This is a genomic window from Nitratidesulfovibrio vulgaris str. Hildenborough (genome assembly GCF_000195755.1).
In the GTDB taxonomy this organism is placed as follows: domain Bacteria; phylum Desulfobacterota; class Desulfovibrionia; order Desulfovibrionales; family Desulfovibrionaceae; genus Nitratidesulfovibrio; species Nitratidesulfovibrio vulgaris.
This window is the reverse complement of record NC_002937.3, coordinates 1,912,486-1,937,096: the sequence shown is the minus strand read 5'-3', so window position 1 is coordinate 1,937,096 and position 24,611 is coordinate 1,912,486. Positions and strand designations below refer to the sequence as shown.

At 60.2% G+C, this 24,611-nt stretch carries 25 protein-coding genes, 1 other RNA gene and 1 pseudogene; 11 read left to right on the top strand and 16 right to left on the bottom strand.

All coding sequences use genetic code 11. The features are described 5' to 3' along the window. Positions 1-106 precede the first annotated feature (106 nt). From DVU_RS08865 to lnt, 10 genes and pseudogenes are all read right to left on the bottom strand, one after another. Positions 107-2,422, bottom strand: a complete 2,316-nt coding sequence (locus DVU_RS08865) for a methyl-accepting chemotaxis protein (RefSeq protein WP_010939155.1) — start codon at positions 2,420-2,422, stop codon at positions 107-109. 372 nt (positions 2,423-2,794) lie between these two features. Next, positions 2,795-3,673: a 4-hydroxy-tetrahydrodipicolinate synthase gene (gene dapA / locus DVU_RS08860; RefSeq protein WP_010939154.1), complete on the bottom strand. Its 879-nt coding sequence runs from the start codon at positions 3,671-3,673 to the stop codon at positions 2,795-2,797. A gap of 55 nt (positions 3,674-3,728) precedes the next feature. Then, the gene (gene dapF, locus DVU_RS08855) at positions 3,729-4,577 is read right to left on the bottom strand and encodes a diaminopimelate epimerase (RefSeq protein WP_010939153.1); all 849 of its coding nucleotides are present in this window, start codon (positions 4,575-4,577) and stop codon (positions 3,729-3,731) included. A gap of 25 nt (positions 4,578-4,602) precedes the next feature. After that, positions 4,603-5,343 (bottom strand): annotated as a pseudogene (locus tag DVU_RS08850) (UshA-like (seleno)protein family 2); the annotation flags it as partial. Between the two features lie 12 nt (positions 5,344-5,355). After that, on the bottom strand, positions 5,356-5,496 hold the full coding sequence (locus DVU_RS16705; protein ID WP_010939151.1) for a hypothetical protein: 141 nt from the start codon (positions 5,494-5,496) through the stop codon (positions 5,356-5,358). Next, complete coding sequence (locus tag DVU_RS08845) at positions 5,483-5,764, bottom strand: HU family DNA-binding protein (RefSeq protein ID WP_010939150.1); 282 nt, start codon at positions 5,762-5,764, stop codon at positions 5,483-5,485. Before DVU_RS08845 ends, DVU_RS16705 begins: the two co-directional genes overlap by 14 nt. Before the next feature lie 74 nt (positions 5,765-5,838). Next, the gene (locus DVU_RS08840; protein ID WP_010939149.1) at positions 5,839-6,657 is read right to left on the bottom strand and encodes a MinD/ParA family protein; all 819 of its coding nucleotides are present in this window, start codon (positions 6,655-6,657) and stop codon (positions 5,839-5,841) included. Further along, positions 6,654-7,649, bottom strand: coding sequence for a GGDEF domain-containing protein (locus DVU_RS08835; protein WP_010939148.1), 996 nt, complete (start codon positions 7,647-7,649; stop codon positions 6,654-6,656). The genes DVU_RS08840 and DVU_RS08835 overlap by 4 nt, the downstream gene beginning before the upstream one ends. Continuing rightward, a protein-coding gene (gene prfB / locus DVU_RS08830) for a peptide chain release factor 2 (RefSeq protein ID WP_010939147.1) occupies positions 7,630-8,746 on the bottom strand; the annotation gives its coding sequence in 2 pieces (ribosomal slippage) (positions 7,630-8,670 and positions 8,672-8,746; 1,116 coding nt in all). The genes DVU_RS08835 and prfB overlap by 20 nt, the downstream gene beginning before the upstream one ends. Positions 8,747-8,769: 23 nt before the next feature. After that, a complete protein-coding gene (gene lnt, locus DVU_RS08825) occupies positions 8,770-10,278 on the bottom strand; it encodes an apolipoprotein N-acyltransferase (RefSeq protein ID WP_010939146.1) in 1,509 nt (502 codons plus the stop codon). Positions 10,279-10,665: 387 nt separating this feature from the next. Between lnt and DVU_RS08820 the strand changes: the two genes are divergently transcribed. Beyond that, positions 10,666-11,280, top strand: coding sequence for a cold shock domain-containing protein (locus DVU_RS08820; protein ID WP_319417549.1), 615 nt, complete (start codon positions 10,666-10,668; stop codon positions 11,278-11,280). 254 nt (positions 11,281-11,534) lie between these two features. Further along, a complete protein-coding gene (locus DVU_RS08815; protein ID WP_010939143.1) occupies positions 11,535-13,622 on the top strand; it encodes a methyl-accepting chemotaxis protein in 2,088 nt (695 codons plus the stop codon). A gap of 358 nt (positions 13,623-13,980) precedes the next feature. Here DVU_RS08815 and DVU_RS08810 read toward each other — a convergent pair whose 3' ends face one another. From DVU_RS08810 to DVU_RS08800, 3 genes are all read right to left on the bottom strand, one after another. Beyond that, positions 13,981-14,301 (bottom strand): Arm DNA-binding domain-containing protein, encoded by a 321-nt coding sequence (locus DVU_RS08810; RefSeq protein WP_010939141.1) that lies wholly within the window; start codon positions 14,299-14,301, stop codon positions 13,981-13,983. A gap of 174 nt (positions 14,302-14,475) precedes the next feature. Beyond that, positions 14,476-14,827: a transfer-messenger RNA gene (ssrA, locus tag DVU_RS08805) on the bottom strand. 128 nt (positions 14,828-14,955) lie between these two features. Beyond that, entirely contained in the window at positions 14,956-15,546 is a 591-nt protein-coding gene (locus DVU_RS08800; RefSeq protein ID WP_223295150.1) for a hypothetical protein, read from the bottom strand. A 178-nt stretch (positions 15,547-15,724) separates the two neighbouring features. Between DVU_RS08800 and DVU_RS08795 the strand changes: the two genes are divergently transcribed. Continuing rightward, positions 15,725-16,021, top strand: a complete 297-nt coding sequence (locus tag DVU_RS08795) for a hypothetical protein (RefSeq protein ID WP_010939139.1) — start codon at positions 15,725-15,727, stop codon at positions 16,019-16,021. A 181-nt stretch (positions 16,022-16,202) separates the two neighbouring features. Here the strand turns inward: DVU_RS08795 and DVU_RS08790 are convergent, their stop codons facing one another. The 3 genes from DVU_RS08790 to DVU_RS08780 all read right to left on the bottom strand — a co-directional run bounded on the left by DVU_RS08790 (position 16,203) and on the right by DVU_RS08780 (position 18,800). Further along, positions 16,203-16,814, bottom strand: coding sequence for a lysozyme inhibitor LprI family protein (locus DVU_RS08790; protein WP_010939138.1), 612 nt, complete (start codon positions 16,812-16,814; stop codon positions 16,203-16,205). Between the two features lie 154 nt (positions 16,815-16,968). Beyond that, entirely contained in the window at positions 16,969-18,291 is a 1,323-nt protein-coding gene (locus DVU_RS08785; RefSeq protein WP_010939137.1) for a M23 family metallopeptidase, read from the bottom strand. Positions 18,292-18,371: 80 nt separating this feature from the next. Continuing rightward, entirely contained in the window at positions 18,372-18,800 is a 429-nt protein-coding gene (locus DVU_RS08780) for a CBS domain-containing protein (protein ID WP_010939136.1), read from the bottom strand. Positions 18,801-18,994: 194 nt separating this feature from the next. Here DVU_RS08780 and DVU_RS08775 point away from each other — a divergent pair, with 194 nt between their 5' ends. From DVU_RS08775 to DVU_RS08740, 8 genes are all read left to right on the top strand, one after another. Next, positions 18,995-19,657, top strand: coding sequence for a protein-L-isoaspartate(D-aspartate) O-methyltransferase (locus DVU_RS08775; protein WP_014524381.1), 663 nt, complete (start codon positions 18,995-18,997; stop codon positions 19,655-19,657). 3 nt (positions 19,658-19,660) lie between these two features. Further along, the gene (locus DVU_RS08770) at positions 19,661-20,254 is read left to right on the top strand and encodes a YqaA family protein (protein WP_010939134.1); all 594 of its coding nucleotides are present in this window, start codon (positions 19,661-19,663) and stop codon (positions 20,252-20,254) included. 162 nt (positions 20,255-20,416) lie between these two features. Further along, a complete protein-coding gene (locus DVU_RS08765; RefSeq protein WP_010939133.1) occupies positions 20,417-21,310 on the top strand; it encodes an Mrp/NBP35 family ATP-binding protein in 894 nt (297 codons plus the stop codon). Between the two features lie 118 nt (positions 21,311-21,428). Continuing rightward, positions 21,429-21,986 carry a CDP-diacylglycerol--glycerol-3-phosphate 3-phosphatidyltransferase gene (gene pgsA, locus DVU_RS08760; RefSeq protein ID WP_010939132.1) on the top strand — a complete coding sequence of 186 codons (558 nt, stop codon included), beginning with the start codon at positions 21,429-21,431 and terminating at the stop codon, positions 21,984-21,986. 29 nt (positions 21,987-22,015) lie between these two features. After that, the gene (locus DVU_RS08755; protein WP_010939131.1) at positions 22,016-22,288 is read left to right on the top strand and encodes a hypothetical protein; all 273 of its coding nucleotides are present in this window, start codon (positions 22,016-22,018) and stop codon (positions 22,286-22,288) included. After that, a complete protein-coding gene (locus DVU_RS08750) occupies positions 22,285-22,614 on the top strand; it encodes an FtsB family cell division protein (RefSeq protein WP_010939130.1) in 330 nt (109 codons plus the stop codon). The genes DVU_RS08755 and DVU_RS08750 overlap by 4 nt, the downstream gene beginning before the upstream one ends. Then, complete coding sequence (locus tag DVU_RS08745; protein WP_010939129.1) at positions 22,598-23,551, top strand: tetratricopeptide repeat protein; 954 nt, start codon at positions 22,598-22,600, stop codon at positions 23,549-23,551. Before DVU_RS08750 ends, DVU_RS08745 begins: the two co-directional genes overlap by 17 nt. Before the next feature lie 45 nt (positions 23,552-23,596). Further along, complete coding sequence (locus tag DVU_RS08740) at positions 23,597-24,553, top strand: lipoprotein (RefSeq protein ID WP_010939128.1); 957 nt, start codon at positions 23,597-23,599, stop codon at positions 24,551-24,553. The last annotated feature ends 58 nt before the right edge of the window (positions 24,554-24,611 follow it).

The window sequence follows — 24,611 nt, the reverse complement described above, 5'->3', positions numbered from 1 at the left end:
CCCCTGTCTCCTGACGATTTCCCGAGCAGATGAGTCAAGGCCCGCCATCCGGATGGATGGCGGGCCCCGTGTCGTCGCAGCTTTCAGCTTCTACGTCCGTGCGGGGTCACTGGCGGCGCATCTCCTCAATGACACCGTGCAGTTCATCGGCAAGGCTCGCCACGTCCTGCACGGCCCGTGCGGACTGCTGCATGGCGTCTGCCGTCTCAGACGCGATACGGTTTATCTCGTCGGTGGAACGGGTAATCTGCTCGCTGGCAGCGGACTGTTCCTCTGAAGCCGTGGCGATGTTGCGCACGGAGTCGGCTGTCGTCTCCACCAGCCGCACTATCTCGCGCAGAATCTCGCCCGACTTCCCCACCATGCCCGTGCCGACTTCGATGGCGTCGGTGGCCTTGCGGGTGTTGTCGATGTTCGACCTTGCGCTCGTCTGGATACCCTTGATCGCGGTGTCGACCTCCCGGGTCGCGTTCATGGTCTTCTCGGCCAGTTTGCGTACTTCGTCGGCGACAACGGCAAAGCCCCGTCCGGCTTCCCCGGCGCGTGCAGCTTCGATGGCGGCGTTCAGTGCCAGCAGGTTGGTCTGGTCGGCAATGTCGGCGATGACATCGAGGACGCGGCCGATGTCCTCAGCCTGTTTGCCGAGTTCGCCCATGTGTTCGCGCAAGGTGTCGGCCAGCTGCTTGGCTTCGCGTATGGTGCGAACCGAATCGTCGAGTGCCGAGGCGCCTTCCTGCGCCTTGTGACGTGCTGTCTCGGCCTGTTCGGCGGCACCGGCCGCATTGCGGGCCACCTCCATCACAGAGGCGTTCATCTGCTCCATGGCCGTTGCCGCTTCGGCGGTGCGCTGCCGCTGGATGTCGGAACCGCGTGCCGCCTGATCAATCTGCCCTTCAAGGGTCGCAGCCGCTTCTGAGAGGTTTTGCGAGACAGTCTCGGCCTGTGTCGCGGCCTCGCCGATTCGCTTGTTCTGTTCCGCAATGAAGGCCTGCTGGCGACGCGCTTCCGTCACGTCAAGGTACAGGCAGAAACCGCCGAAGATGTTGCCGTCGGTGTCTGCCAGGTAGGTCACGTTGGCCAGCACCTGCACTTCACCACCCTTGTGGCCTTTTATGGTCACGTCGATGTTGGTGATGGCCTTGCGCTCGTTCATGGCGCGTCCGACGGCGGTCTGGCGGCCGGGGTCGTTGTAGAACACCTCTGCCAGTGTCCGGCCGTGCTGTTGTTCGGGCGTGCCGTCCAGTTGCAGCATGTCCAGACAGGGCTGGTTGATGAAGAGGGTGCGTTCTTCGCGGTCGACGATGAGCACGGGAACGACCATGCCGTTAAGCACCCCCTGCGCGAATCCGAGGCGGTGCTTCAGGTCTTCGACCATTCGTCCCATGGCGTCGGCGAGTGTGCCAAGTTCGTGCCGGAACGTTCCCTCAAGGCGCGCGTTGAGATTCCCCCCCGCGATGGCGTTGGCGTATTCGCAAAGCAGGGCCGTGGGGCGCGTGACCATGCTGCGGCTCATTAGGGCGATGGCAGCAGCCATGATGCCAAGGGCGATGACGCCTACAACGGCGAGGATGTCGCGCTGCTTGCGGGCGATGCTTGCTATGTCGTCTTCATAGGCACTGGCGCAGATTTTCCATCCGGTGACCTTCGAGGTGACACTGGCAAGCACTTTGGTGCGCCCCTTCCAGTCGTAGTCGAACACGCCCTCACTGTTTGAAAGGACGCGCTGCACGAAGGCCTGTTGTGAAACATCACTCAGCAGCAGGCTGCTGTCAGGGTGGGCAACGATGATGCCCTTGGCATCAAGAACAAAGGGATAGCCGTCCGCGCCGTACCGCATGGGCTGGATGAAGCGCTTCGAGAAGGTGTCGATGTCGAGGGCGATACAGATGCCGCCTGCGGCAACGCCGGTGACGGTGAGAATGGGTGAAGCCACGGTGATGACGACGCGTCCCGTGTCCTTGTCCCTGAAGGCTTCGCGTCCGATGAAGTCCTTGCCACCCATGATGCTGGGCAAAATATCCGAAGCCGGAAGCGTTTTGCCTGTGAGGTCGGCACCGGTTGACGTGAGTCCGGCAAGGATGATGCCCTTGTCGTTGAATGCCATGACGGCTGCATAGGCGGCATTGCCTTTGATCGTCTGGGAAATCTGGTCACGGACGACAAGGCTGGCGCTTCCGAGGGCGAGGGTGCTGGCAACTGTCTTCTGTTGGGCCAGCCCTTTCGCGGTGAGGGCGTGCCCCGAGATGAAGTCGTCAAGGGACGTCTCTATCTGGCGGGTGGACTGGGCCATATTGTGCGTCTCGGTGGCGAGAACGCCGGAATAGGCAGAGTACATTGCAATGCCGATGAATGCGAGCATGACGACGAGGATGAGTAGTGAGGAGAAGGCTGCCAGCTGGGCACCAGCACTGCGGAATTTCATGATGTCCCCCGGATAGGATGGTTCCTGTTTGCCATATTCTAGATGTAACGGACGTCCTTCCGCAACCTTTAGGTGTGTTGCGGTGTGCTCCTCATATGATGTGTGGCACAAGCTATGGCCTGATGCGCATTGCCGGTGCTGCTGCCTGCGTCGACTGGTGTCTGTGTTGCCGTGGCGCAGGTGGGCTACTCGGTGCACGACGGCAGGGTGCGAGGTGCCGATTGGGCGGAGGGCGACGGGTGGCAGGCCTCGAACGCGATGACGTCGTCTGTCTCGATGCGGAGTGCGCCTTCGGGGGATGAGACAGTCTCGGGGCAGGGCGTAAAAAAAGCCACCCGGAGGGTGGCTTTTCGTGGTCGAAGCACTGCACCGTTACAGGATGCCCGCTGCCGCAAGGATGTCCCGCAGACGCGACTGGTTGACCTGTTGCAGGGGGCAGAGGGGGAGCCTCATCTCGAGGTCGATGCGGCCCATGAGTGCAAGGGCCGTCTTGACCGGGATGGGGTTGGTTTCGAGGAACATGGCGCGATTGATGGGCGAAAGCTCGAAGTGCAGCCGCCGTGCAGTGGCAAGGTCGCCCGCCTTGAAGGCCCGGCACATGTCCGACATCTTGGCGGGAACGACGTTGGACGTGACGGAGATGACCCCGCAGCCGCCAACGGAAAGCAGGGGCAGCACGGTGAAGTCGTCGCCGGAGAGTACCTGGAAGTCGGTTCCGCAGTATTCGAGAATCTCGGAGACCTGAATGAGGTTGCCCGTGGCCTCTTTCACGCCCACAACTTCAGGAATGTCACGGTTGAGGCGCGCCAGAGTCTCGGGGCAGATGTTCGTGCCCGTCCGGCTTGGGACGTTGTACACGATGAAGGGCATCGACACCTCGGAGGCGATGGCCTTGAAGTGCAGGTACAGTCCTTCCTGTGTGGGCTTGTTGTAATAGGGGGTGATGAGCAGCGCGCCGTCGGCACCGGCTTCCTTGGCGAAGCGGGTGAGGTCGATGGCCTCGCGCGTGTTGTTCGAACCCGCGCCTGCCAGTACGGGAATGCGGCCCTTGACCTGCTCGACACAGATGCGGATGACGTCGCGATGCTCGTCATGGCTGAGAGTGGCGGATTCGCCCGTAGTCCCGCAGGGAACAAGGCCGTTGATGCCCTGTTCTATCTGCCATTCGATGAGTTCGCGAAATCGCTCTTCATCGACGCGACCATTGCGGAACGGAGTGACGATGGCGGTAAAGGCTCCAGTGAACTGCATGGTGACTCCTTGCTGCTTGCGACGGGGCTGCCGGTCCCCGTCCATGTTCCGCCGCCTAGGGCAGCGTCAGCCCCAGCCCTTCAGGGTGCATCTCGCCCGAGAACACCCTGACCGCCTTGCCGGAGAGGAAAATGGAACCATCTTCGATGTCGATGCCAAGCACTTCGCCTCCTGACGTTCTTACACCCACGCTGGCATCAGTCAATCCCAGCGTATGGGCGATGAAAGCCGTGGCTGCGGCACCCGTTCCGCAGGCGTAGGTCTCGTCTTCGACGCCGCGTTCGTAGGTGCGCAGATGAATGGTGCGGCGGTCTATGATGGAGGCGAAGTTGGCGTTGGTGCCTGCGGGTGAGAAGTGGGGGTGATAGCGCAGGGCAGCACCAAGCCTGCGCAGGTCGAGGCCATCCACGGAGTCGGAGAACACTACGGCATGCGGGACGCCGGTGTTGACGAAATGCACTGTGAACGGCGTCCCTTCCAGTTCGAGAGTCGTCCCCGCTGCGAGGTCGCGCGGCCGGGTGAGTTCAACCTTGGCGTATCCGGCTTCGACATCGGCGACGGCGTGCACGATGCCGGCATCGGTGCCGAAGGCGTGGCGCGGTCCGGCAAAGCCTAGATCGACGGCAAGGACGGCGGCACAGCGCGAGGCGTTGCCGCACATCTCGGCACGGGAGCCGTCGGCATTGTAGAAATGCCAGATGTAGTCGGCTTCATGCCCTTGCGGTGCGGTATCGAGAAAGACGAGTCCGTCGGCCCCCACGCCGAAGGCGCGTCGGCAGATACTGCGGGCCCAGTCGGGCATGGCTTCGACGGACAGTTTGAGGTGGCGGTTGTCGATGAAGACGAAATCGTTGCCGCAGCCGTGCAGCTTGTGGAAGGGCACAGTGGCCTTCTTGCCGCTCATGTCGTTGCTCCTTGCTCCTTGCCGTCTATTCCGCCGTTACGGGCGGGACCGAGCCGATGACCGCCTCCATGGCAGGGTCGTGCGCGACGGTGTCGGAGAGCATGATGTACCGCGTGGCGATGGTGATGCCCGGAACCCAGTCGTTGGGTTGTCCCGGTTGCGGGAGGGCCAGCACCTCGACCACATTGACGCCTTTGCCGTCACGTTCGGGGCGCGCCCACAGCACACCCGGCGCGACGCCGTCCACTGTACCATCGAACGCAGACCCCGTACCCGACCCGAAGAGGATGTCGAAGACACCCTCGCAACGGGGGAGCATGTCGCGTTCGTTCAGGCTGCCCCATGCACTGACCCCGATGACGAGGTCGGCCCCGGAGCGTGCCTTGCGTCCCGCTGAAAGGGCGTCCCGCACCATTTCGGGTGTCGGGTCGTCCACGCCCTGTGGCAGCGGAGGGAAGAAGACCACGGCGACACGCAGGGCGTTCACCGTATGTATTCGCGTCTGCGGTGGCCCGTCGACGCTACGAAAACCGTCGGGAGTGCCACCGGCGTGCGTCATGAACCACTGGGCCGCCTTCGGCGACAGGTAGCCGTCATCGACCTTCAGCAGGTCGTATCCCTTACGGGTCAGCCCCGCCAGTCTCCCGGCCCCGTCTTCACCGTTGTCCGGGGCGAATTCGCCGGGACCGACGATGAAGAGCGTGGGAATGCCCGTATCTTTTCGCAACTCTCCGAGTACGCCAGCCCTCCGGGCCAGCCCGCCATAGGTGGCACCACCTCAAGATGGGCAGGGGTACAGGGCCCCGCGTGTTTCGGCGTTGTAGAGGATGCGAAGAAGCGGGGCCGCCAGCGCGGAATCCGCTGCCAGAAGCGCCGTGATGGCTATCAGCAGCCCCGCGATACGGCTACTGCTGCTCATTGAGGAACTCTTTGAGTTCCTTGCCTGCGCGGAAGAAGGGCAGTCGCTTGGGTTCGACGTCGACCATCTTGCCGGTTTTGGGGTTGCGACCGGAATAACCGCCGTAATCCTTGATCTTGAAGCTGCCGAAACCGCGAATCTCGACACGGTCGCCTGCCAGCAACGAATCCTTCATGTTGTCGATGAAGGTGTTGACTACGATGGTGGCTTCTTCGATGGGGATGTTGGTCTCTTCCGAAAGGGTTCTGATGAGTTCGCTCTTGTTCATTCGAGTCTCCGTAGTGCGCGCTGAGTGGATGCCGCAGTCACTGCATATGTCAGGAAGTGCGAAGTATCAACGGGTTAGTAGTCATCGGCCGGAAGCGCCCGCAAGACGGGTTCTTCAGCCAGTTGGGGCAACAACGCCGTGCGGAGCCGTTGCAGCTTCACGGCGATGGCGAAAATGTCTTGTGCCGCAAGGGCACGGGGGTTTGTCTGCATCAGCGGTTTCTGACGACGCACCGCTTCGGGCAGGGCCTTGTCGAGCCGTATACCACCGAGAAACTCCGGGGTGAAGCCGAGGAATTTGTCACAGGCGGCGGCAAGTCGGCGGTAGGCCGTCTGCTCTTCGGCGCGGTCTTCGGCCTGATTGACGATCACGTGGAAATCGCGGACTCCGTGCTGTGTCGCCAGTACCTTCATGAGGGCATAGCTGTCCGTGAGGGACGTGGGCTCGGGAGTGATGATCACGAGACGGACACGTGTCATGGCCGCAAAGGCGAGCACTGTCGGTGAAAGGCCCGCACCAAGGTCGAGAAAGAGGTAGTCGTAGCGGGCAAAGGCCGGGGAGAGGCGTTGCAGCAACAGCGAGCGCATGTCCGAATCGAGTTCGACAAGTTCAGGCCCCCCGGAGGCTGCCGGGATGAAATCGAACCCGCCCTGTTCGATGGGAACGGCTACGTCATCGATGCTGGCGCCTCCCAGAAGCAGGTCGTGAAGCGTGCGTTCAGGCGCGAGGCCCAGCAGCACGTCAAGGTTGGCCAGACCGAGGTCGCAGTCCATGAGCAGTAGCGGATGACCGCCACGATGCAGGCAATAGCCCAGATTGAGGGCGATGTTGGTCTTGCCCACGCCGCCTTTGCCGCTGAGTATGGATACGCTGAGCGTGTGGTTCGTCGTCATGGCTTGGTCTGCCCTGTGTTGCCCGAGAACAGAAACTGTTTTTCGCTGGATTCGACCAGAGTGCTGCGTTCAGGATGTGTGATGCCGGGTTCCCGGTGGACGTAGATGCGATTGCGCCCTGCCTGCTTGGCCTCGTAGAGGGCCTTGTCGGCCCTGTCCACCAGAAGGGACGCCGGGCAGGTCACGCCGGTGGTACAGGTGGCGATGCCGCCGGAGAAGGTGACATGGAAGGGCGGAACGCCCGGGCAGTCCATTCCGGTGGATGCGAAACGTTGCAGGATGCGTTCGCAAAGGGCCTGGGCCTTCAACGCCGAGGCGCCGGGCAGGACGATGGCGAACTCTTCGCCGCCGATTCGCGCTGCAAGGTCGTAGAGGCGCACGGAGGTCTGCAACTGGGAGGCAAGGCGTAAAAGCACCTCGTCGCCGCAGGGGTGCCCGTAGTTGTCGTTGACCGACTTGAAATGGTCGATGTCGAGAATGACCAGACTGAGGTCGCCACGTCCTCTGCGCGTCCTTTCAAGTTCAGCTTCGAGGTGCCTTGCGAAAGCCCTGCGGTTGGGCAGGCCCGTAAGCGGGTCGGTGTCGCGCTGGCGTGCCATCTCCTCGATGGTGCGCTGCCATTCTCGCAGGTTGGTGCAGCTGTCGCGCGACAATTCCACAGGCAACCAGCCTTCAAGCTGGTGGCGTTCGGCGATGTCGCGCCATGTGTCCGCATCGAGTCCCTGAAAGAGACGGGTGACGGCCAGAATGGGAGGGGCGTCTGACACGCCGGAAGAGTTGGTCATTGCTTCCTCTGGGCTGTCCATCACGCAAGGCTGCACGGGGAGGCTGACGGCGTCTATGTCCGCGTTCGGCCGTGAAGACACAACCGTACCGCCGCCTTCGTGGACGGTCTCGTCCATGGCGGCGATGGCCGCCCGAAGGCGTTCAAGTTCGGCGATGAGCTTTTCACGCTCATGACCGTTGCCGGGGTCAGTTCGTCTTTTGTCCATGCAGGTACAGCAGGTAGTCCCGCAACAGTTTGTCGAGTCTGCCGTCGAGCACCGCTTCGACATCGCCCACTTCGGTGTTGGTTCTGTGGTCTTTCACAAGCCGATAGGGCTGGAGGGTATAGGTGCGTATCTGGCTGCCGAAGCCGATGGCGTCCTTCGCTCCGTACTGCGCCTTCTTCTCTTCTTCGAGTTTCCTCAATTCGAGCTCATAGAGTCGACCGCGAAGAATCTGAAGGGCGGAATCCTTGTTGTGGTGCTGCGACTTCTCGTTCTGGCACTGGGCCACGATACCGGTGGGGATGTGCGTCACACGCACTGCGGAACTTGTGGTGTTGACGCTCTGCCCGCCGGGGCCGCTTGAACGGAAGACGTCGATGCGCAGGTCGGTATCCTTGATCTCGATCTTGATATCCTGCCCTACGTCGGGGATGACGTCCACCGAGGCGAACGACGTATGCCTGCGCCCCGAAGCGTCGAACGGCGAAATGCGGATGAGTCTGTGGATGCCCCGTTCGCCCTTGAGAAGGCCGTAGGCGTTGGGGCCGGCAATGCGCAGCGTGACGCTCTTGATGCCCGCCTCGTCACCGTCGAGATAGTCGAGGTATTCCGTCTTGTAGCCGTGTGTATCGGCCCAGCGCAGGTACATGCGCAGCAGCATCTCGGCCCAGTCCTGCGCTTCGGTGCCACCCGCTCCGGGATGGATTTCGAGCAGGGCGGCGAACCTGTCCTCCTTGCCGGAGAGCAGCAGGTTCATCTCGGTCTCCTCGATGAGCTGCTCGAGGCGGATGATCTGCTCTTCGAGCGATTCGAGGGCCTCTGCGCTTTCGTCCTCTTCGGCGAGCAGCAGCCATTCGGAGACATCGTTACGGCAGGTCTCGAGCGCTTCAAGGCGATTGATCTCGCCTTCGAGCATGCTCTTCTCCTGCAGGACGGGGGTGAGCTTTTCGGGATTGTTCCACGCGTCCGGCGTGGAAAGCTGCTTCTCTATCTCGGAGAGGCGGTGTCTGTTGCCCGCGAGGTCAAAGACGCCCCCATAGCGTGGAGAATTGTTCGAAAAGGGTTGTGCTGCGTGTACGCAATTCGGGTAGGTGGAGCATTGTCTGTTCGTATGTGATTGATGTTATGCCGAAGGCCGGACAGGGCGAAGCAGAAGCAGCAGCGCCAGTGCCACCCCCGCCAGAGGCAGCCATGCGGCGATGTGGAAATACACCGTCCGCGATGACAGGGGGGATGCGGTGACAAAAACGGCCGCGTCGACGAACACGTTACTGCGGCCAATGATGCGGCCGTGCGGGTCTATAGCTGCCGTGATGCCGGTGTTTGTCCCACGCAACAGAAAGCGTCCCTGTTCCACGGCGCGCATGGCCGACAGCTGTATATGCTGCTCGGGGGCTGCCGTAAAACCGAACCATGCGTCGTTGCTGATGTTGACGAGAACATTCGCGCCATCGGCGACACGCTGCAAGGCCAACTCCGGAAAGATACTTTCATAGCAGATGAGCATACCGAGGGCAAGGTCGCCCAATTTGAGCGGCTGTGTCCGTGTTCCCGGGGTGAAGTCGCCTACGCCTTGCAGCAGCTTGGCAAGAAAGGGCAGGTTCAGGCCGGGGGGGAGGTATTCGCCGAAGGGGACGAGGTGTTCCTTGTCGTAATGCCCCAGTGTCTCGCCATCGGCACCGAGGAGATAGGCGCGGTTGAAAAGGGCGTAGCCCGCGCCGGTCTTCCGGTCATAACCGGGGGTGCCGATCAGTAGTGCGATGTTGTTTTCTTTTACGAAGTCACGGACGACCGGGCCGTAGGTCTTGTGTTCCTGAAAATAGAACGGCATCGACGTTTCGGGCCAGATGACCAGCCGCGGGCGCTCGCCGCCGAGGGCTTGGCGGGTCAGGGCCAGATACTTGTCAACGGTTCCCTTCTGAAAGGCCGCTTCCCATTTCTGGTCCTGATTGATGTTGCCCTGAATCATGAGCGCGCCAAACGGAGAACTTTGCGGCAGGGGGGTGGACAGCGTCATGATACCCCATGCGCATATCACGAGAGTGAACCCGGACAGCGTGGCCGCGCAAAGGGATGTCTGTCTGCCGTGAAGGCTTTCATAGGCGAGACAGGCTATGGCAGCCATGATGCCAGAAAGACCATAGCCTCCTACGACCGATGCGAATTGCACTGCAACGGGCCAGGGCACGAACGCCGAAGAGAGCGACAACCATGGGAAGCCGGTGAACAGCACTCCGCGCAGCCATTCCAGAAGAAACCACAGCACCCCCGCAAGCAGCGCTCGCCGAAGCGGGGACGTGCGGTCACGGAACAGATGTGTGGCCATGCAGAACAGCCCGGCATACAGCCCCACATAGGCTCCTATGACCACGGCGCAAGGCACGGCCAGCACCCACGGAAGGTCGCCGAAATCATGTACGGGCACCGCAAGCCAGTAGAGACAGGCCGAGGCCGCAGTCATGCCCGTGAGCCAGCCGGAACGAAGGGCAGTCTGCCATGTGGAGGCGCGCAGGGCACAGGCGTAGAGGGCTGCCGGGTACAACAGCGCGAGCAGTGGGACCTGCCCCAGTGGATTGGGAAACCCAAGCCAAAGGCCGAGGATGGCGACAAGGGGTGTTAGAAACTGGTGCATCGGGCCAGAAAAACCTCTGGTGGGGAAAAGTCAAGGGAAATGGCTACCTGCAAGGCCATGCCCGGTGCGATGTGTTGGAAGGCGTCCGGCAGTGGGGTCGTCCCGGTCATGTCGCATGAACACCGGCTATGACATCCCTGATTATACGTACATCTCTACTCACATCACCTTGTGCATGCAATCGCACGATGGCGTTACGAGGTGAGCGTGTGCTGGCAAAAAACTTTTAGAAATCGATAGAGAAAAGATGTTTTGAGGCGTCATGGTTTTCTGGGGCAGGGTGTCCGGTTGACGTTGCGGGAAGGGTGCTACTTGTCCATCCGACTGCAATAAAGAACTTTATTCGCTGCATGATGTGTTATACTCGTTGGCATACTCGCAACAGTGATGCGGCTATGTGTTGAGCGTGAGGGGGATCGAGCAAAAAGGGAAAACAAGGGGGGCGGCTGGTCGTTGCGAGGGCGTATGTTCGATCAAGGCAAAATTGCACAGTGGAATGACGAGCGCGGTTTTGGCTTCATCTCTCCGGATGACGGGTCGCCGCGTGTTTTCGCCCATATCTCGGCGTTTCGTTCGCGTCACCCGCTGCCGGAAGTCGGCGAGCGCGTGCTCTACTATCTCGGGCCCCCGTCACCCAAGGGGTCTCGCGCCAGTGTCGTGCGTTATATCGACAGGGTACAGAGACCTGCGGCATGGAGGGGGCGTCATTCTGCCCTTGATGTCTTCGCACAAAAGGTGGCTGCGCTTGTGGTGGTCATGGTCCTTGTCGTTTTGGCGGTTCTGTGGTCGCAGTTTGAGGGAGAGAGTTCCCACCAGAGGGAGGTGAACCTGCCTGCGCCAGCAAAGGCAGACCCGCAGTTCAAGTGTGCTGGCAAGACACGGTGCGACCAGATGACTTCGTGTGCAGAGGCGAAATACTACCTTCGGCATTGTCCCGGCGTTGCCATCGACGGCGACGATGATGGGATACCTTGTGAGATGACGTTGTGCAGGGGCTGGTAGCAGAACAGGCAGGGAGAGAATCCCTGCCTGTTCTGCTTTGAAGATGCCATGGTGCATGCGCGAACCTCGCGTAAGTCGGTTCACGTAGACTTGAATTTTCTGCGGTGGGTAAAGCACTATCGACGTGAGCCGATACAGTATGTTAGAAAAATGGCAACGATTGATCTTTATTTTCTTGTATTTGTTTTTCTAATGCGGCCTTCGGGCTTACCGGGGTTATTCCTCACTTCACCGCGTCGTTCAAGGGGTGACTCATGACCATTCGTGCCAAACTCATCTTGTCGTTTCTTGCAGCTATCGTGGTCGCCATCGGCAGCATCTCCCTTCTCGTCTCGTACCAAGTGCGTAGTTACGCCGAAAAGGACTTCAAGGAGAGTTCTCTTGGTCAGTTGAAGCGTGTCAACGAGTTCCTGGTCACATTCTTTTCCGAGTCTGAGCACGGGGTAGCCTACATTTCAAGCTTGAGCGCCATGAAGATGGCGAAGGGTACCGTACCCAGTTATGTGAATGAGTCGTCTTCCAAGGTCGTGCGCTACGGCGAAATGTCGGAAGCCGCCAAGCGTGCCTACGAGGTACTTGCCCCGCTGAAGAAGACGAACCCCTACTACGACGAAACCTTCGTAGCGTTTGATGACGGCGGTTTTCTTGCCGGATCGGAGATGCAGATGCCTGCCGGGTATGACCCCCGCAAAAGGGGCTGGTATCAGGCTGCGGTGTCCGGTGATGGTATTCAGATGACAGACGCCTACAAGTCGACCACGGGCGAGGCTGTCACCAGTGCCGTGGGGCGCATCGTCGACGCTTCGGGGCGCACCATCGGTGCCGCGGGCATCGACATCAACCTCTCTACCCTGACCAAGGTGATTGCCAACATTCGCATCGGCGAGACCGGTTATGTGGTGCTCATCGAAGATTCGGGCGTGGTGCTTTCAGACTCGAAAGACCCGGCCAACCTCTTCAAGAAAGTCACAGAGATTCAGGACAACCTCTTCCGCGATGCATTCGCCATGCGTGAAGGCGTGTTCGAGGCGAAGCTTGGCGGCAAGGAGCGTCTGGTCTCTGTGCTGACGGGTTTTGAAGGCTGGAAGCTTGTCGTCATCATCGACACCGATGAGATATTCGCAGAGTCGCGGGCCATCGTGCTGAAGATCGTCGGAGTGGGTGCCGTGATAGCCCTCATCCTTGTGGTCTGTGCGTGGTTCATCTCCCGCACGATAGCCAACCCCATCGACCTGCTCGTGCGTGCATCTGGGGACATCGCCGCAGGGAACTTCAATGCGTTGCCCGAGAGTTCACGGTTCTCTGGTGAACTGCTGACGCTGCATGGCAGCCTGAAGCGCATGGTGGAAAGCCTTGGCGAGCTCATCAAGACTGCTGAAGCCAAATCGCAGGAGGCCGAACAGCAGACTGCGCTGGCAAAGACAGCCCTTGAAGAGGCCGAAGAAGCCCGCAAGGCCGCCGAACAAGCCAAGCGGAACGGCATGTTGCAGGCGGCGCGTGACCTTCAGGGCATTGTCGAGGTCATCTCCGCGGCCTCTGAAGAGCTTGCCGCACAGATAGAACAGGCCTCGCGCGGGGCGGAGTTCCAGAGTCAGCGCACCGGAGAGACCGCCACGGCCATGGAAGAGATGAACGCCACCGTGCTCGAGGTGGCCCGTAGTGCTGGCAGTGCCGCTGAGACATCTGCCAATGCCCGGGACAATGCAGAGGTCGGGGCGGGCATCGTGCGCGACATGGTGAAGGGTATCAACTCCGTGAATCAGTATGCCGAGCGGTTGCAGCAGGACATGGACGTACTGGGCCGCAGGGCCGAGGACATAGGCCGCATCATCAACGTCATCAATGACATCGCCGACCAGACGAACCTGCTCGCGTTGAACGCCGCCATCGAAGCGGCCCGTGCTGGCGAGGCCGGACGCGGTTTTGCCGTGGTCGCTGACGAGGTGCGCAAGCTGGCTGAGAAGACCATGGCTGCCACCAAGGAGGTGAGCGACGCCATCGGCGGTATACAGTCCGGAACGCGTGAGAGCTTCGAGCAGGTGCAGCAGACGGTGAAGGAAGTGGTCACCGTGACGACCATGGCCGAGAAGGCGGGCAACTCGCTGGCTACCATCGTGCAGCTGTCGGACAAGTCTTCAGACCAGGTGCGCTCTATCGCGACCGCGAGTGAAGAGCAGTCTGCCGCCTCTGAAGAAATCGCCCATGCCGTGGACGAGATAAACCGCATCACTGCCGAGACCAGCGACGCCATGCGGCAGTCGGCACAGGCTGTGACCGAGCTTGCCGAACAGGCCCAGCGGCTGAAGAACATCATCGAGACCATGCAGCGCGACAACGCCTAGTCGCATCACATAGCCACAAACGAGAACAGGCAGGGATGAACTCCCTGCCTGTTCTGTTTTCATCTGCCGTGTTGTTTTCCTGTCTGTTCCGCCGGGTCAGCTTGTCGCATGCCGCCTTGGCCACTTCGCGCGTCAAGAACGCGCTGCGGCTGTCTTTGTGGGCTTGGCATGGAGCTCATGCAGAATTGCGTGCGCGATATGCGGAAGACAGCAAGCACCTCTGACGGGCGCATTGAGCCGTAGTCTGTCTTGGTGCGTTGTGCATGGCTCTCTCCTTGGTCTTGCGTTGTAACGCTCGAATCAAGGACAATGCGCCTTGAGCAGGAAGGGGGGCACAGGGCTTTTTTGCGTCGAGCCATTATAGGCGAGGGACTTGAACGTCTGCGGGGCTGGAGACCAGGTGTTGCGGGCGGAACCGCGTGAAGACGCGAGAAGACAGATTGACGCCCTGCGCGAGCTTCAAATGTGCCTCGTCCCGGGCAAGCCGTGCCTGCTTGAGGCTGACTTGCGGATAGACGCCACGCACCAGCATATTGGCCTTGGCCTGGAGACGATAGCGGAAGCGCCAGAGCTTGTGACCATTGGGCGATGCCTCAAGGCATAGTCCTGACGCGTCAGCGATGCGATAGGCCTTTGTCCATGGTTGTAAGGCTGTTACCTGAATATCTGTGAGCGCCATGTGAGTAGAGAGTCACCCCGGATGCTTTCTTCTCACATTTCTACTCACATCATCGCATACATGACCCCGCACAATGGCGTCTGCTGGCGGATGTGCTGGGGCGCGAGAAGCCCTGAAGAATCAAGAAAGCCCGGACGTTTGGAGGCGTCCGGGCTTTCTGAGGGGCTGTGTGCTTGGTGGAGGCGGCGGGAATCGAACCCGCGTCCGAGAATGTTCCACACGAAGCGTCTACAGGCTTAGGTCGAGTACAATCGTCATCTCAGGTTTCGCCCCCGACCAGGCAACCTTCGACCAGCTCACCTGTTTTTCTCGCACCCTTCGCGGCGAGCGCCGTCAGATGCCAGCCTGATGAAGTTACGTCTCACCGGTCTATCAGGCGTGAACCGGTTCGACGTGGCCGTCAATTAAGCAGCCAGAGCGTAGTCGTAATTGTTGGCAATTACTTTTGTGCCGCTTTTTACGAGGCCAGCGGCGCCTCGGCCTGCAACTCCGGCTTCTACGTCCCCGTCGAAACCAGTGCGCCCCCATGGCTTTGCGTTGACAACAGCCGCTCAAACTGTCGCCTGCAAGAAATATAAATCCTTTCCTACCGTTGGCAAGGGCCACGCGGAAGAGATAAGTCTTTAGCCCGAAAGCACGAAGTGCGCAAGGGCTTCAACTGTTGCGTGTGAAACAGAAATGGGACATCGCACCCTTAAGGCTCACCTGATATGACGACGGACCGGTATCGCGGGCGTCTTCCTGTGCATACTGTGCCACGCCACCTCGGGTGGACAGCACCCTCTGGATGTTGCCGATGTCACGAATGATCTCGGACTGGCTCGCAATCTCTCCGAACGCTTCCCCCAACTCGGGAGAAGCGTCGAGTATCTTCTGCACGGCTTCAGCTTGCGGATGCGAAGATGCGACCACAAGCTGAGAAGGCTCGTCAAGCCGCAGTGTCAGCTTTTCGGACAGGTCTATCCCCGCTTCTTCAAGCTTTGCATGAAGGGTGGAGATGAAGCCGCCCTGGAGGGATGAGACGTTGTTTTCGAGGGCTTCGATAGCGCTTCCGCCTTGTTCGGATATCTGACCAAGGACGTTACGCAAGCGAGGGCTGAGGGATGAGAGGCGGGCTTCATCGATGATGCTACCCAGATTCGCGGTTTCCGCCCCGGCTGTAGCCCGTGAGGATGCCTCTCCTTCGCGTGTCGCGCTGAGATTCATCATCAGGTTGATGTTGTTGGCAATGCCGTCGACAGTCACGACGCCCTCCGGGTGCATTTTTTTCCCTTGTCCTGTTAGGTCGGGAGTTAAGCAATATGCGTGCCTAATCCTGAACCGATGGGGGCCGCCGTCGTCCCCCATCTGCTGTCGCGGGATTGACGGAGAAACATCCAGACGGTAGCCGTGGAAATGACGCGAGAATACACCCGGAGGAACGATGCGTTTACTACTTGCCCTACTGGTGGGGGGATGTCTTCTGCTGGCACAGCTTCCAGCCCATGCCGAGGGAAGCCTGTTGCCAAGCGGGGAGTACCCGGAGGCTGACTGCCGTTCTCCCTTGCGTCCGTTGGCGGGCGACCGGCATTCCGAGTGGATGCATTACCGCAACGAGATGTTGCGTTACAGGGCATGCGTAGAGGCATACGTGCGGACGGCACGTGAAGATATGCAGCGCATCCAGCGTCAGGTCGACCGCGCTGTACGCGACTACAACCGTGAAGCCGGGATGCCTTGAGAGCGCGCAATCTGGATCAAGAGATGTCTTGGCTCGGGTACCGCGAGAGTCCTCGTCGCGGCCACGGTCGTTTCAAGGAGTCAGGGACTTCTTCACCATTTTGATGTGCAAGGTTGCCGGGGCTCATGTCTGCAAAGGCTACCCATGTTCCCTGCCGGCTGACGTCGTGTGACTTGATGCTCTATCGTTTTCTGCACTGCATGGGCGTGGCTCCATAACCCCACGTGACCGTGGCTGCATCTTCTCTTTCAATGAATGTCTCATTCCTTCCCTGATACACGCCACCTCCATCAAAGAGATACATGAGTGAGACGCTATCGCCTCGTTCTGCGACGAGCGTCGGTGGCGTCGTCTTGAAACGGGTAATGACGACTTCACTCCCGGGGGCGTCGTCGCATCCGTACACATGCGGTCCATCGCTTGCGACAAGCCTGTATAGAGCCTGAAGCTCCGCAATGCGCAGCTGGTACTGGTCACGGATGCAGGCCATACGATCAGGGCTTTTCCAGCACTCGTTACGTCCCTTGATCCATCCTCGCTGTTCCGCTGCGAGCGTCGGCGGGTGCTGGTCGGTCGCCTTTTGTCTGGCCTGCCGGTACACTTCGTCCATTTGCCGATCGAGAATCGCAAGGTCGTCTGACGCGCAGATGTCGGCTTCGATGCTTCCCGCTTCTACATGGGTGCAATCGAACGATGGGGCGACTCCGGCATGCACATGTGCCGGTATGCCAAGCGTCGCGATTGCGAGTAGCAGCCGTTTGCACACCGTCCGGTATGAAAATAGAACAGTCATGGGGCTCGCTCTGGTGTTATGGTTTTCGCTGGAAGGTGTACCATGCCAGCAGCGTAAGGCAAGAGTCTGAGAAGGGGGCACAGCGGCGGGTGAACCCGCGGGACAATGAAAAAGGCCGCTGGGGGCGGCCTTTTTCATTGCTATCACAAGCAGGCTATTGGGCTTTGGGCTCGAGCCTGTCGATGACATTGTCCTTGATCCAGTGCGAATCGAGCCACTCGATGGGCTGCACCTGCACTCCCGAAACCAGCATGCCGAAGTGGAGATGGTCGCCTCCTGCCATGCCGGTCGTCCCGGTGCGGCCAAGGATGTCCCCCTTTTTGACTTCGGTGCCGACGTTCACGGCAATCTCGCTCATGTGCGAGTAGAGCGACATGAGGCCGAGGCCGTGGTCGACGATGACCAGCTGGCCGTAGATGCCCAGATTGCCGGCGAAGACCACGCGCCCGGAATTGGCGGCAGGGATGGGGGCCATGGCGAGCGAAGCGAGGTCGAGTCCGAGGTGGGTCTGTTCGTCTACCACGCGTCCACCATAGATGTAGCTGCGGTGGTCGGCGAAACCTGCGCGATTGGCCGAATTGGGCAGGCGCAGGAACTCTCCCTTCCAGAGCATGTTGGATGCCGTGTTGCGACCGACTTCAAGGAGTTTTTCCTCGTTGGACTTTCGCATCACGCTGTTCACCTTGAGGAACAGGTCGAGCATGCTCGTGGCATCGGGGAAGTCTGCCTGGAAGTCCGGCATCTTGCTGTTCAGGAAGTTGTCCGAGAGCGGGATGTTGTCATGCCGGAACTGCTTGTCGATGGGGCGGAAGGCGAGGCGGCTCGAAGTCACGTTGCCAGCCATGTCCTCGGCCATGATGTCGGGGGCATACTGCTGCACTGTAAGGAAGTGCGGGAAGGCGAAGAAGCAGTAGTAGTCCCCGTTGGGCTGCCTGAAACCGGGAAAGAACAGGTCGCCGACCTTGACGCCGCTGGTGCGCACATCTTCGGAAACGGTATAGGCGATCGTGCCGACCCCGCCGCGCCGTACATAGGGGGGCATGGTCTTCACGGAAATGCGCGGGGGCAGACTGTCCATGCGCATCTCCATGCGGCGCGTGGTGGTGTTACCCTTGCCGAACCCCGCAAGCGATGCGTCGGATGCCTTGATTTCAAGCTCGAAGGCCCCTTCGCGCAATCCGGCGTCCTTCAGGTTGAAGGTCACACGCTGGTGGAACTGCACATCGGGAAAATGTTTCTCGAAGACGACATAGGTGTTGGAGTTCTTCTTGACGGTCACCGTCACTGCCCGGATGCCCGACTTGGCGTCTTTGAGGTCGAGCACCATATCCAGCTTGGGTGACACCCGGTCGGTGGCGGGAGAGAGGGTGACTTCAGGCCCGCTCATGTCCTGAAATGTGACGTATCCGCCGACGGCAAGCAGGCCGATGACGATGACAGAGAGGAGTAGAGCGGAGATGTTTTTTGCGGCAGCCATGAATCTATCCTTTTACTTCAACATGAAAGCCGTCCGTTGGGTCCCGGACGGCTAGCGACGACAGGTACCGGCACAGAACTTCACGATTCTGCGACAGCGTCCAGCAGACTGATGGTGAGCTTGAGGAAGTCCGCTTCGGTAACGATGCCCACCAGCCGTTCCCCTTCGAGAACCGGCAGACAGCCGTACTTGTTGTGAAGCAGGATTTCCGCAGCGTCACGCAGCATCATCGAGGGGGGGACGGTGACCACGTCCGTCTGCATGATTTCTCCGACGGGAATGCCCGCGTCGATTTCTCCCTGGATGTGCTCATCCACGTCGGCGAACCGGGATATGGTGGCCGAGAGGATGTCACGGTGCGTAAGCAGGCCCACAAAGCCTCCGCGCCCATCGACGATGGGGATATGGCGGATGCGGGCGAGTTGCATGAGAGAACGGGCATCGCGTAACGAGTCGGACCTCTTGAGCGTGAAGAGGTTGGTCGTCATGAGATCGGCAATGTAGATCATGCGGACTCCCTCGAATGATGTTGATGCAGTGTGGCATACCTGAATCATATGTCAAGGGTGGTCGAGTGGACGCATCTGGTCCTGCCAGCCCCGCGTGGCGTTGACTTCGGCGTTGAAATCTGTTCTCCAAGAGCGTCACGACTCGCAGCGTGGCTTACTTGCTTTTAATTATCTGTTTCCGAGAGATCATCCTGATGAGCGGCAATCCGAAGCCCCTACCGGACATGCGTCGCAACCGAGAGCGCATGGTGCGGCAGCAGCTCATGCCTCGTGGCATTTCCGACGAGGCCGTGCTGGCTGCCATGGGGTGCGTTCCGAGACATCTTTTCGTGCAAGAGGCCCTTCGGGCTCAGGCATATGAAGATCATCCGCTCCCCATCGGCAACGGACAGACCATCTCCCAACCGTTCATCGTGGCGTTCATGTCGCAGTTGCTCGAAGCCAAGCCGGGGATGCGTGTGCTGGAGATAGGCACGGGCTCAGGCTACCAGGCTGCGGTGCTCGCAGAGATGGGCCTTGATGTCTATACGGTCGAACGCATCCGTGAAATCTACCAGACAACCCGCGACCTGCTGCGTGCCCTGCGTTACACGCGCATCCGGTGCAGGCTTGATGACGGAACGCTCGGATGGCCCGAATCTGCACCTTTCGACCGCATCATCGTCACCGCGGGAGGCCCCGAAATCCCCGTCCCTCTGGTCGAACAACTGGCAGACCCCGGCGTGATGGTGCTCCCTGTCGGCGTGTCGCGACGTTCGCAGGAGCTTGTCGTCGTGCGCAAACGTGACGGAAAGCTCTTCCGTTCCAATCGCGGTGGGGTGAGTTTCGTCGACCTTGTCGGCTGTCACGGCTGGTAGTCGATGTCTTCCGGACTTCAGCGGCGCGTACTGGACTGGGTGGCGCGTGTCTCGGAGACACGTTGGGCCCTGCCATGCCTCGCGCTCATATCCTTCGCGAACTCTTCGCTTTTTCCGGTCACCCCCACGGTCCTTCTGGTGCCGATGGCCCTTGCGAACAGGGGGCGTGCCATGCGTCTTGCCCACATCTGCCTCGTGAGTGCCGTTGCAGGCGGTCTGCTTGGATTCGTGGTGGGGCGCTATTTCATGGATACCCTCGGGTCGCCGCTGATTCACCTGTACGGGGTGGAGAACGAGTTCTCGCTCATGAGACGGTGGTTCGAGGAGTGGGGGGGATGGGCCGTTGCGCTTGCGGGGTTCACGCCGGCCCCGTACAAGGTTTTCGCGCTCACCGCGGGGGCCCTGCATATGGACGTGCCCTCGTTCCTCCTCGCATCCGTGGTCAATCGGGGGCTCCGTTTCTATCTCGTTGCCTTGCCCATCCGGTACTATGGCGACCGGATGCTGACCCTGCTCGAGGGGCGTCGGGGGCTACTCGTCACCGGGGTGCTGCTCTTCGTGGCGGTGTTTCTTCTCGTCCGGCACCTTGCGGGGTGAGAGCGCACGGCGTACATGGGGTGGCTTCGCGGGAACATCTTGGTCTCGAGACCTGCCCTGGCATGCTCTGGCTTGACGCTGCCGTGTTTTTCATTACCTTACGCGCAGGCACGCCCGGTGCGTTTTTACGGGCAACGCGCCAATCCCTTCAAGGAGTTTCGCATGTCATCCTGTAGTTCGTGTTCTTCCGGTCGCAAGGGCGGCGAGGGCGGCGTGGACGCCGCAACCGCCATTCAGGACCAGCTCATCTCCTCGACGCTCGGAAGGATCAAATACAAGCTTTTCATCATGAGCGGCAAGGGTGGCGTGGGCAAGAGCTCCGTCACCGTGAACACTGCCGCGGCTCTTGCCGCTCGCGGTTTCAAGGTGGGCATCCTTGATGTCGACATCCACGGCCCGAGCGTGCCCAACCTTCTCGGCCTTCATGCCACGCTGGAGGCCGATGAGCGGGGCGGGCTCATCAACCCTGCGAAGTGCAACGAGAACCTGTATGTCGTCTCCATGGACTCGTTGCTCCGTGATCGTGACACCGCCGTGCTGTGGCGTGGCCCCAAGAAGACGGCTGCCATCAGGCAGTTCGTCGCCGACGTCAACTGGGGGGATCTTGATTTCCTGCTCATCGACTCCCCTCCCGGCACCGGCGACGAGCATATGACCGTGCTCAAGACCATTCCCGATGCACTTTGCGTCGTCGTGACGACCCCGCAAGAGATTTCGCTGGCCGACGTCCGCAAGGCCATCAACTTTCTCCAGTACGCGCAGGCCAACGTGCTGGGCGTGGTGGAGAACATGAGCGGACTGTGCTGCCCCCACTGTGGCAAGGAGATCAACCTCTTCAAGAAGGGGGGAGGGCGCGAACTGGCAGAGAAGTACGCGTTGCCGTTCCTTGGAGCCATTCCGCTTGACCCGGCGACCGTGGTTGCTGCCGATACGGGGGTTCCGGTTGTTCTACTGGAGGGTGACTCGCACGCGAAGCAGGGCTTTCTTGCCCTTGCCGACAATATCGCCGCTGCTGTCGGCAACAGCCTCGAGGCTATTTCCAGCAGCCATGCCTGATTCCAGTGCGGCGGTGTCCCTTGCGGGCGCCGCCGCGTCCTTTTGCGGCTTTGCTCGTCCGGCGAAGTGTGGTACCGGTAGCACATCCTTATGACCGACCAGCCATGACAGGTGTCCGATGTTCAATCTAGCCAATCGCATCACGATGGCCCGGGTGCTTCTTGTCCCGCTCATCATCGTCCTTCTGTATTTTCCGGGACGTATCACCTGTCTTCTGGCCGTGGTGTTCTTCATCATCGCCTCGCTCACTGACCTCCTCGACGGGCATATAGCCCGCAAGGAGAACATGGTGACGAGCTTCGGGAAGTTTCTCGACCCGCTGGCAGACAAGCTTCTCATCTGCTCGATTCTCGTCATGCTGGTGGAGTTGAACTGGATACCTGCGTGGGTCTCCATCATCATCATCTGCCGTGAACTGATGGTCACCGGATTGCGCGCCATGGCGGCAGACGAGGGTATCGTCATCGCAGCAGACAAGTACGGAAAGATCAAGACGGTGCTTCAGATGGTGGCGCTCGTCCCCCTCATGCTGCACTACCCGTGGTTCGGCTTCGACCCTCAACCCCTGGGCCAGTTTGTGCTTTACATGGCTTTGGTTTTGACTGTATTTTCAGGGTTCAACTACCTTAATGGTTTCTACAGGAACTGGCTCGACAAGGACGCGGCAGCAGGCTAGGTGGTCCTCCTCCGTGCACGGAAGATTTTATGCGGAATGACGGCGAACTGCACAGCAGGCTCAAGAATTGCCTGCAGACCATTCTCGACCTTGAGCCCGACATCGGGCGCTACGACGCCAGCCGCAGCCTCATGCGCGAGTTCACGATGCTCAAGGCATTCATGGAGCGCCTTGAGGATATGCTGTTGGCCGAGGATGACGTGCGGCGCATCGAGCGTGCAACGACACATTTTCTCGAAGAACTCCGTGGGTCCATGGCGACAATGCAGCAGCGAACCGGACGAGGCAGGCTGTTGCAGTGAAGGTCTTCCCACGGCTTTTGTTCCTCGGGCTGGCGCTGGGCTTGAACGCGATACTTCTTGGCCGGTTGCTGTTCAGCGAGCAGGGGATCGTTGCATACAGGGAACTCAAGGCGCAGCATCTTGCCCTTGAGGATGCCGTGAAAAAGGCAGATGCCGTCAATCTGTCTCTCAGTCGAGAAATACGGCTGTTGCAGTCCGACGACCGGTATGTTGAAAAGATGATTCGAAAGCGTCTGAACTTCGTGCGCGACAACGAAATTGTCTACCTCTTCCCTGATGCTCCGGAAGCACGGTCAGGAGTCGGATCCGATGAAGGCAAAAATTGAGTGGTATCAGGAGGTCCTTGAGCTTGAGCCCAGCTCCAAGGTGTTCTTTCCTCTCGCTCGACTTCTTGCCGAGAACGGACAGCCCGCCGATGCGGTGAAGACGCTCCGTACCGGTCTTGAAAGGCATCCGGAGTTTTTCGAAGCCCGTCTGCTTCTCATCGAACTGCTGCACACGCTCGGGCAGAATCTGGACAGGGATACGGAAGTCTATTCCCTCTCGCGTGTGCTTTCCTCCTATCCCCGCTTCTGGGACGCATGGAGTGCCTGCACCGCATCCGGCAAGGGCGGGCGGGATGTCTCCGTGGCCCTGCGCTTCATCGCCGCCAGCGAGTCGTCTCCTGGCCTTTCTTTTGCGTCCGTGATGGAGGCTGGGCTTTCATCGCTGACAGGCTTGCCCGCCACTGCGGCCCAGACCGTAAGGGCTGAAGACTCCCCGAGGCGGAAAGAGCCTGTGGCGGATGAACCTGCCGACTCTGGCGCGATGGCGGATGAGACTCCCTCGGCTTCTCCCTTCGTATCCCTCGACGATACCGCGCTGCGGACGCTGATAGGTGACAGGGGAGCGTCGGATGACGGACTTCCCGGTGAAGGGGCATCGGGTTCGATACCAAGCCCGGGCCTTCTGCAAGCCGAGGCCGAGGAAGAGGACGAGCCCTTCTCCCTTCGTACGCGTTCCATGGCTGAAGTCCTTGCCGAACAGGGCGACACCCAGGGTGCCCTTGACATCTATCAGGAACTTCTAGCTTCTGCCGATTCGCCGGAAAGTCGGGCGGCCATCCAGTTGCGCATCGATGAATTGCGTTCTGGTGCCACATCGACAGTCGTGGCAGATGAAGCCCCGGCAGCCGTCGAAGAGGCCCCCCTACAGGGCAAGCACAAACTCCTCCACATGCTCGAGATGCTGGCCGAACGTCTTGAAACGCGCGCGCACAGCTGAGGCATTTCGCGTGTGGTGCGTCAACCCCATTTCAGGAGACATCTAGTGTATCGACACTCCAGGCTGGTCGGCGTCATGCTTGCCGCATCGATGGCTTTCGCTTTCGGTTGCGGTCAGACTTCCCATTCCATGTGGAAGGACACCAAGCGCTATTATCGAGAATACCTGAATCCGCCAGCCCAGGTCGATTTCGGTGAAGCAGGCTATTCGACCCCAGAAGAGGTTCGTCTGGCCAACGGCTTCGTCGGGATAGACCTCCAGCTTCGCGCCCTGGAACGTGGTCTCGACAACGCGGACAGGCGCCCTGACCGTAGTTGGGTCGAGGCGTTCCTTCGTTCCTATCCGTGGATGGCAGGTGCCGCCGCCATCGATGCCTCGGGTGAAGTGCTTGCCCGTATGCCTTCGTTCGACATCAAGAATATCGACTTCTCCGGTGTTCTCGAGGCCGACCCCAAGCAGAAGATGCGCATGTTGCGTAGCGTGATCGTGGATACGCCTCTTGGCCCAGAAATCGTTGTGGCCGTCCCGCTTTACGCTGGTATGGACTTCAAGGGCGTCATCGCAGTGCATTTCGACGTCCGTGCGCTGCTGCCGTACTCCGCCGCGCCTGCCGATATCGTCATCGCCGCGCCCTCCGGCATCCTGTGGCCGGGCAAGTACGACATCACCGCAACCCCCCTGCATGACGCCGACTGGGCCAAGCTCGTAGCGAAGGACGCGTTCGGAACGCTCTCCAACGCACAGGGTGAGTTCTTCTGGGTTACCCGCTACATCGGCAATATCCCGCTGGTCTTCGCAGTGCCTGTCGAAGGGAGCTTCCCCGAGAAGCCAGAACAGCTCGCCGTGCTTGCCAAGGCACGTGAACTCGGTACCGGGGGCCGGGTGCAGACCCCCGCACCTGTCGAACCGTCTCCCGCCCTTGGCGAGGACGACCCCAGCCTTCTGGTCTCGCCGGCTCCAGAACTGCCCGGTTCCCCCATCGAGGAATCGACCGTCCGATAGTTTCTTTTCGTGCCGGAACCCGCAGCCTTTTCCTGTTGCGGGTTCCGGTTTCGTGTTT

What these genes read in the sequence shown, in the direction of transcription:
- DVU_RS08865 (WP_010939155.1), bottom strand. Translation starts at nt 2,422, where the DNA reads ATGAAATTCCGCAGTGCTGGTGCCCAGCTGGCAGCCTTCTCCTCACTA.
- DVU_RS08810 (WP_010939141.1), bottom strand. Translation starts at nt 14,301, where the DNA reads ATGGCGCTCACAGATATTCAGGTAACAGCCTTACAACCATGGACAAAG.
- dapA (WP_010939154.1), bottom strand. Translation starts at nt 3,673, where the DNA reads ATGCAGTTCACTGGAGCCTTTACCGCCATCGTCACTCCGTTCCGCAAT.
- DVU_RS08755 (WP_010939131.1), top strand. Translation starts at nt 22,016, where the DNA reads ATGCGGAATGACGGCGAACTGCACAGCAGGCTCAAGAATTGCCTGCAG.
- DVU_RS16705 (WP_010939151.1), bottom strand. Translation starts at nt 5,496, where the DNA reads ATGAGCAGCAGTAGCCGTATCGCGGGGCTGCTGATAGCCATCACGGCG.
- DVU_RS08785 (WP_010939137.1), bottom strand. Translation starts at nt 18,291, where the DNA reads ATGGCTGCCGCAAAAAACATCTCCGCTCTACTCCTCTCTGTCATCGTC.
- DVU_RS08745 (WP_010939129.1), top strand. Translation starts at nt 22,598, where the DNA reads ATGAAGGCAAAAATTGAGTGGTATCAGGAGGTCCTTGAGCTTGAGCCC.
- dapF (WP_010939153.1), bottom strand. Translation starts at nt 4,577, where the DNA reads ATGAGCGGCAAGAAGGCCACTGTGCCCTTCCACAAGCTGCACGGCTGC.
- DVU_RS08845 (WP_010939150.1), bottom strand. Translation starts at nt 5,764, where the DNA reads ATGAACAAGAGCGAACTCATCAGAACCCTTTCGGAAGAGACCAACATC.
- DVU_RS08775 (WP_014524381.1), top strand. Translation starts at nt 18,995, where the DNA reads ATGAGCGGCAATCCGAAGCCCCTACCGGACATGCGTCGCAACCGAGAG.
- DVU_RS08820 (WP_319417549.1), top strand. Translation starts at nt 10,666, where the DNA reads ATGCGGCTATGTGTTGAGCGTGAGGGGGATCGAGCAAAAAGGGAAAAC.
- DVU_RS08840 (WP_010939149.1), bottom strand. Translation starts at nt 6,657, where the DNA reads ATGACGACGAACCACACGCTCAGCGTATCCATACTCAGCGGCAAAGGC.
- DVU_RS08765 (WP_010939133.1), top strand. Translation starts at nt 20,417, where the DNA reads ATGTCATCCTGTAGTTCGTGTTCTTCCGGTCGCAAGGGCGGCGAGGGC.
- DVU_RS08770 (WP_010939134.1), top strand. Translation starts at nt 19,661, where the DNA reads ATGTCTTCCGGACTTCAGCGGCGCGTACTGGACTGGGTGGCGCGTGTC.
- DVU_RS08835 (WP_010939148.1), bottom strand. Translation starts at nt 7,649, where the DNA reads ATGGACAAAAGACGAACTGACCCCGGCAACGGTCATGAGCGTGAAAAG.
- pgsA (WP_010939132.1), top strand. Translation starts at nt 21,429, where the DNA reads ATGTTCAATCTAGCCAATCGCATCACGATGGCCCGGGTGCTTCTTGTC.
- DVU_RS08780 (WP_010939136.1), bottom strand. Translation starts at nt 18,800, where the DNA reads ATGATCTACATTGCCGATCTCATGACGACCAACCTCTTCACGCTCAAG.
- lnt (WP_010939146.1), bottom strand. Translation starts at nt 10,278, where the DNA reads ATGCACCAGTTTCTAACACCCCTTGTCGCCATCCTCGGCCTTTGGCTT.
- DVU_RS08790 (WP_010939138.1), bottom strand. Translation starts at nt 16,814, where the DNA reads ATGACTGTTCTATTTTCATACCGGACGGTGTGCAAACGGCTGCTACTC.
- DVU_RS08795 (WP_010939139.1), top strand. Translation starts at nt 15,725, where the DNA reads ATGCGTTTACTACTTGCCCTACTGGTGGGGGGATGTCTTCTGCTGGCA.
- DVU_RS08815 (WP_010939143.1), top strand. Translation starts at nt 11,535, where the DNA reads ATGACCATTCGTGCCAAACTCATCTTGTCGTTTCTTGCAGCTATCGTG.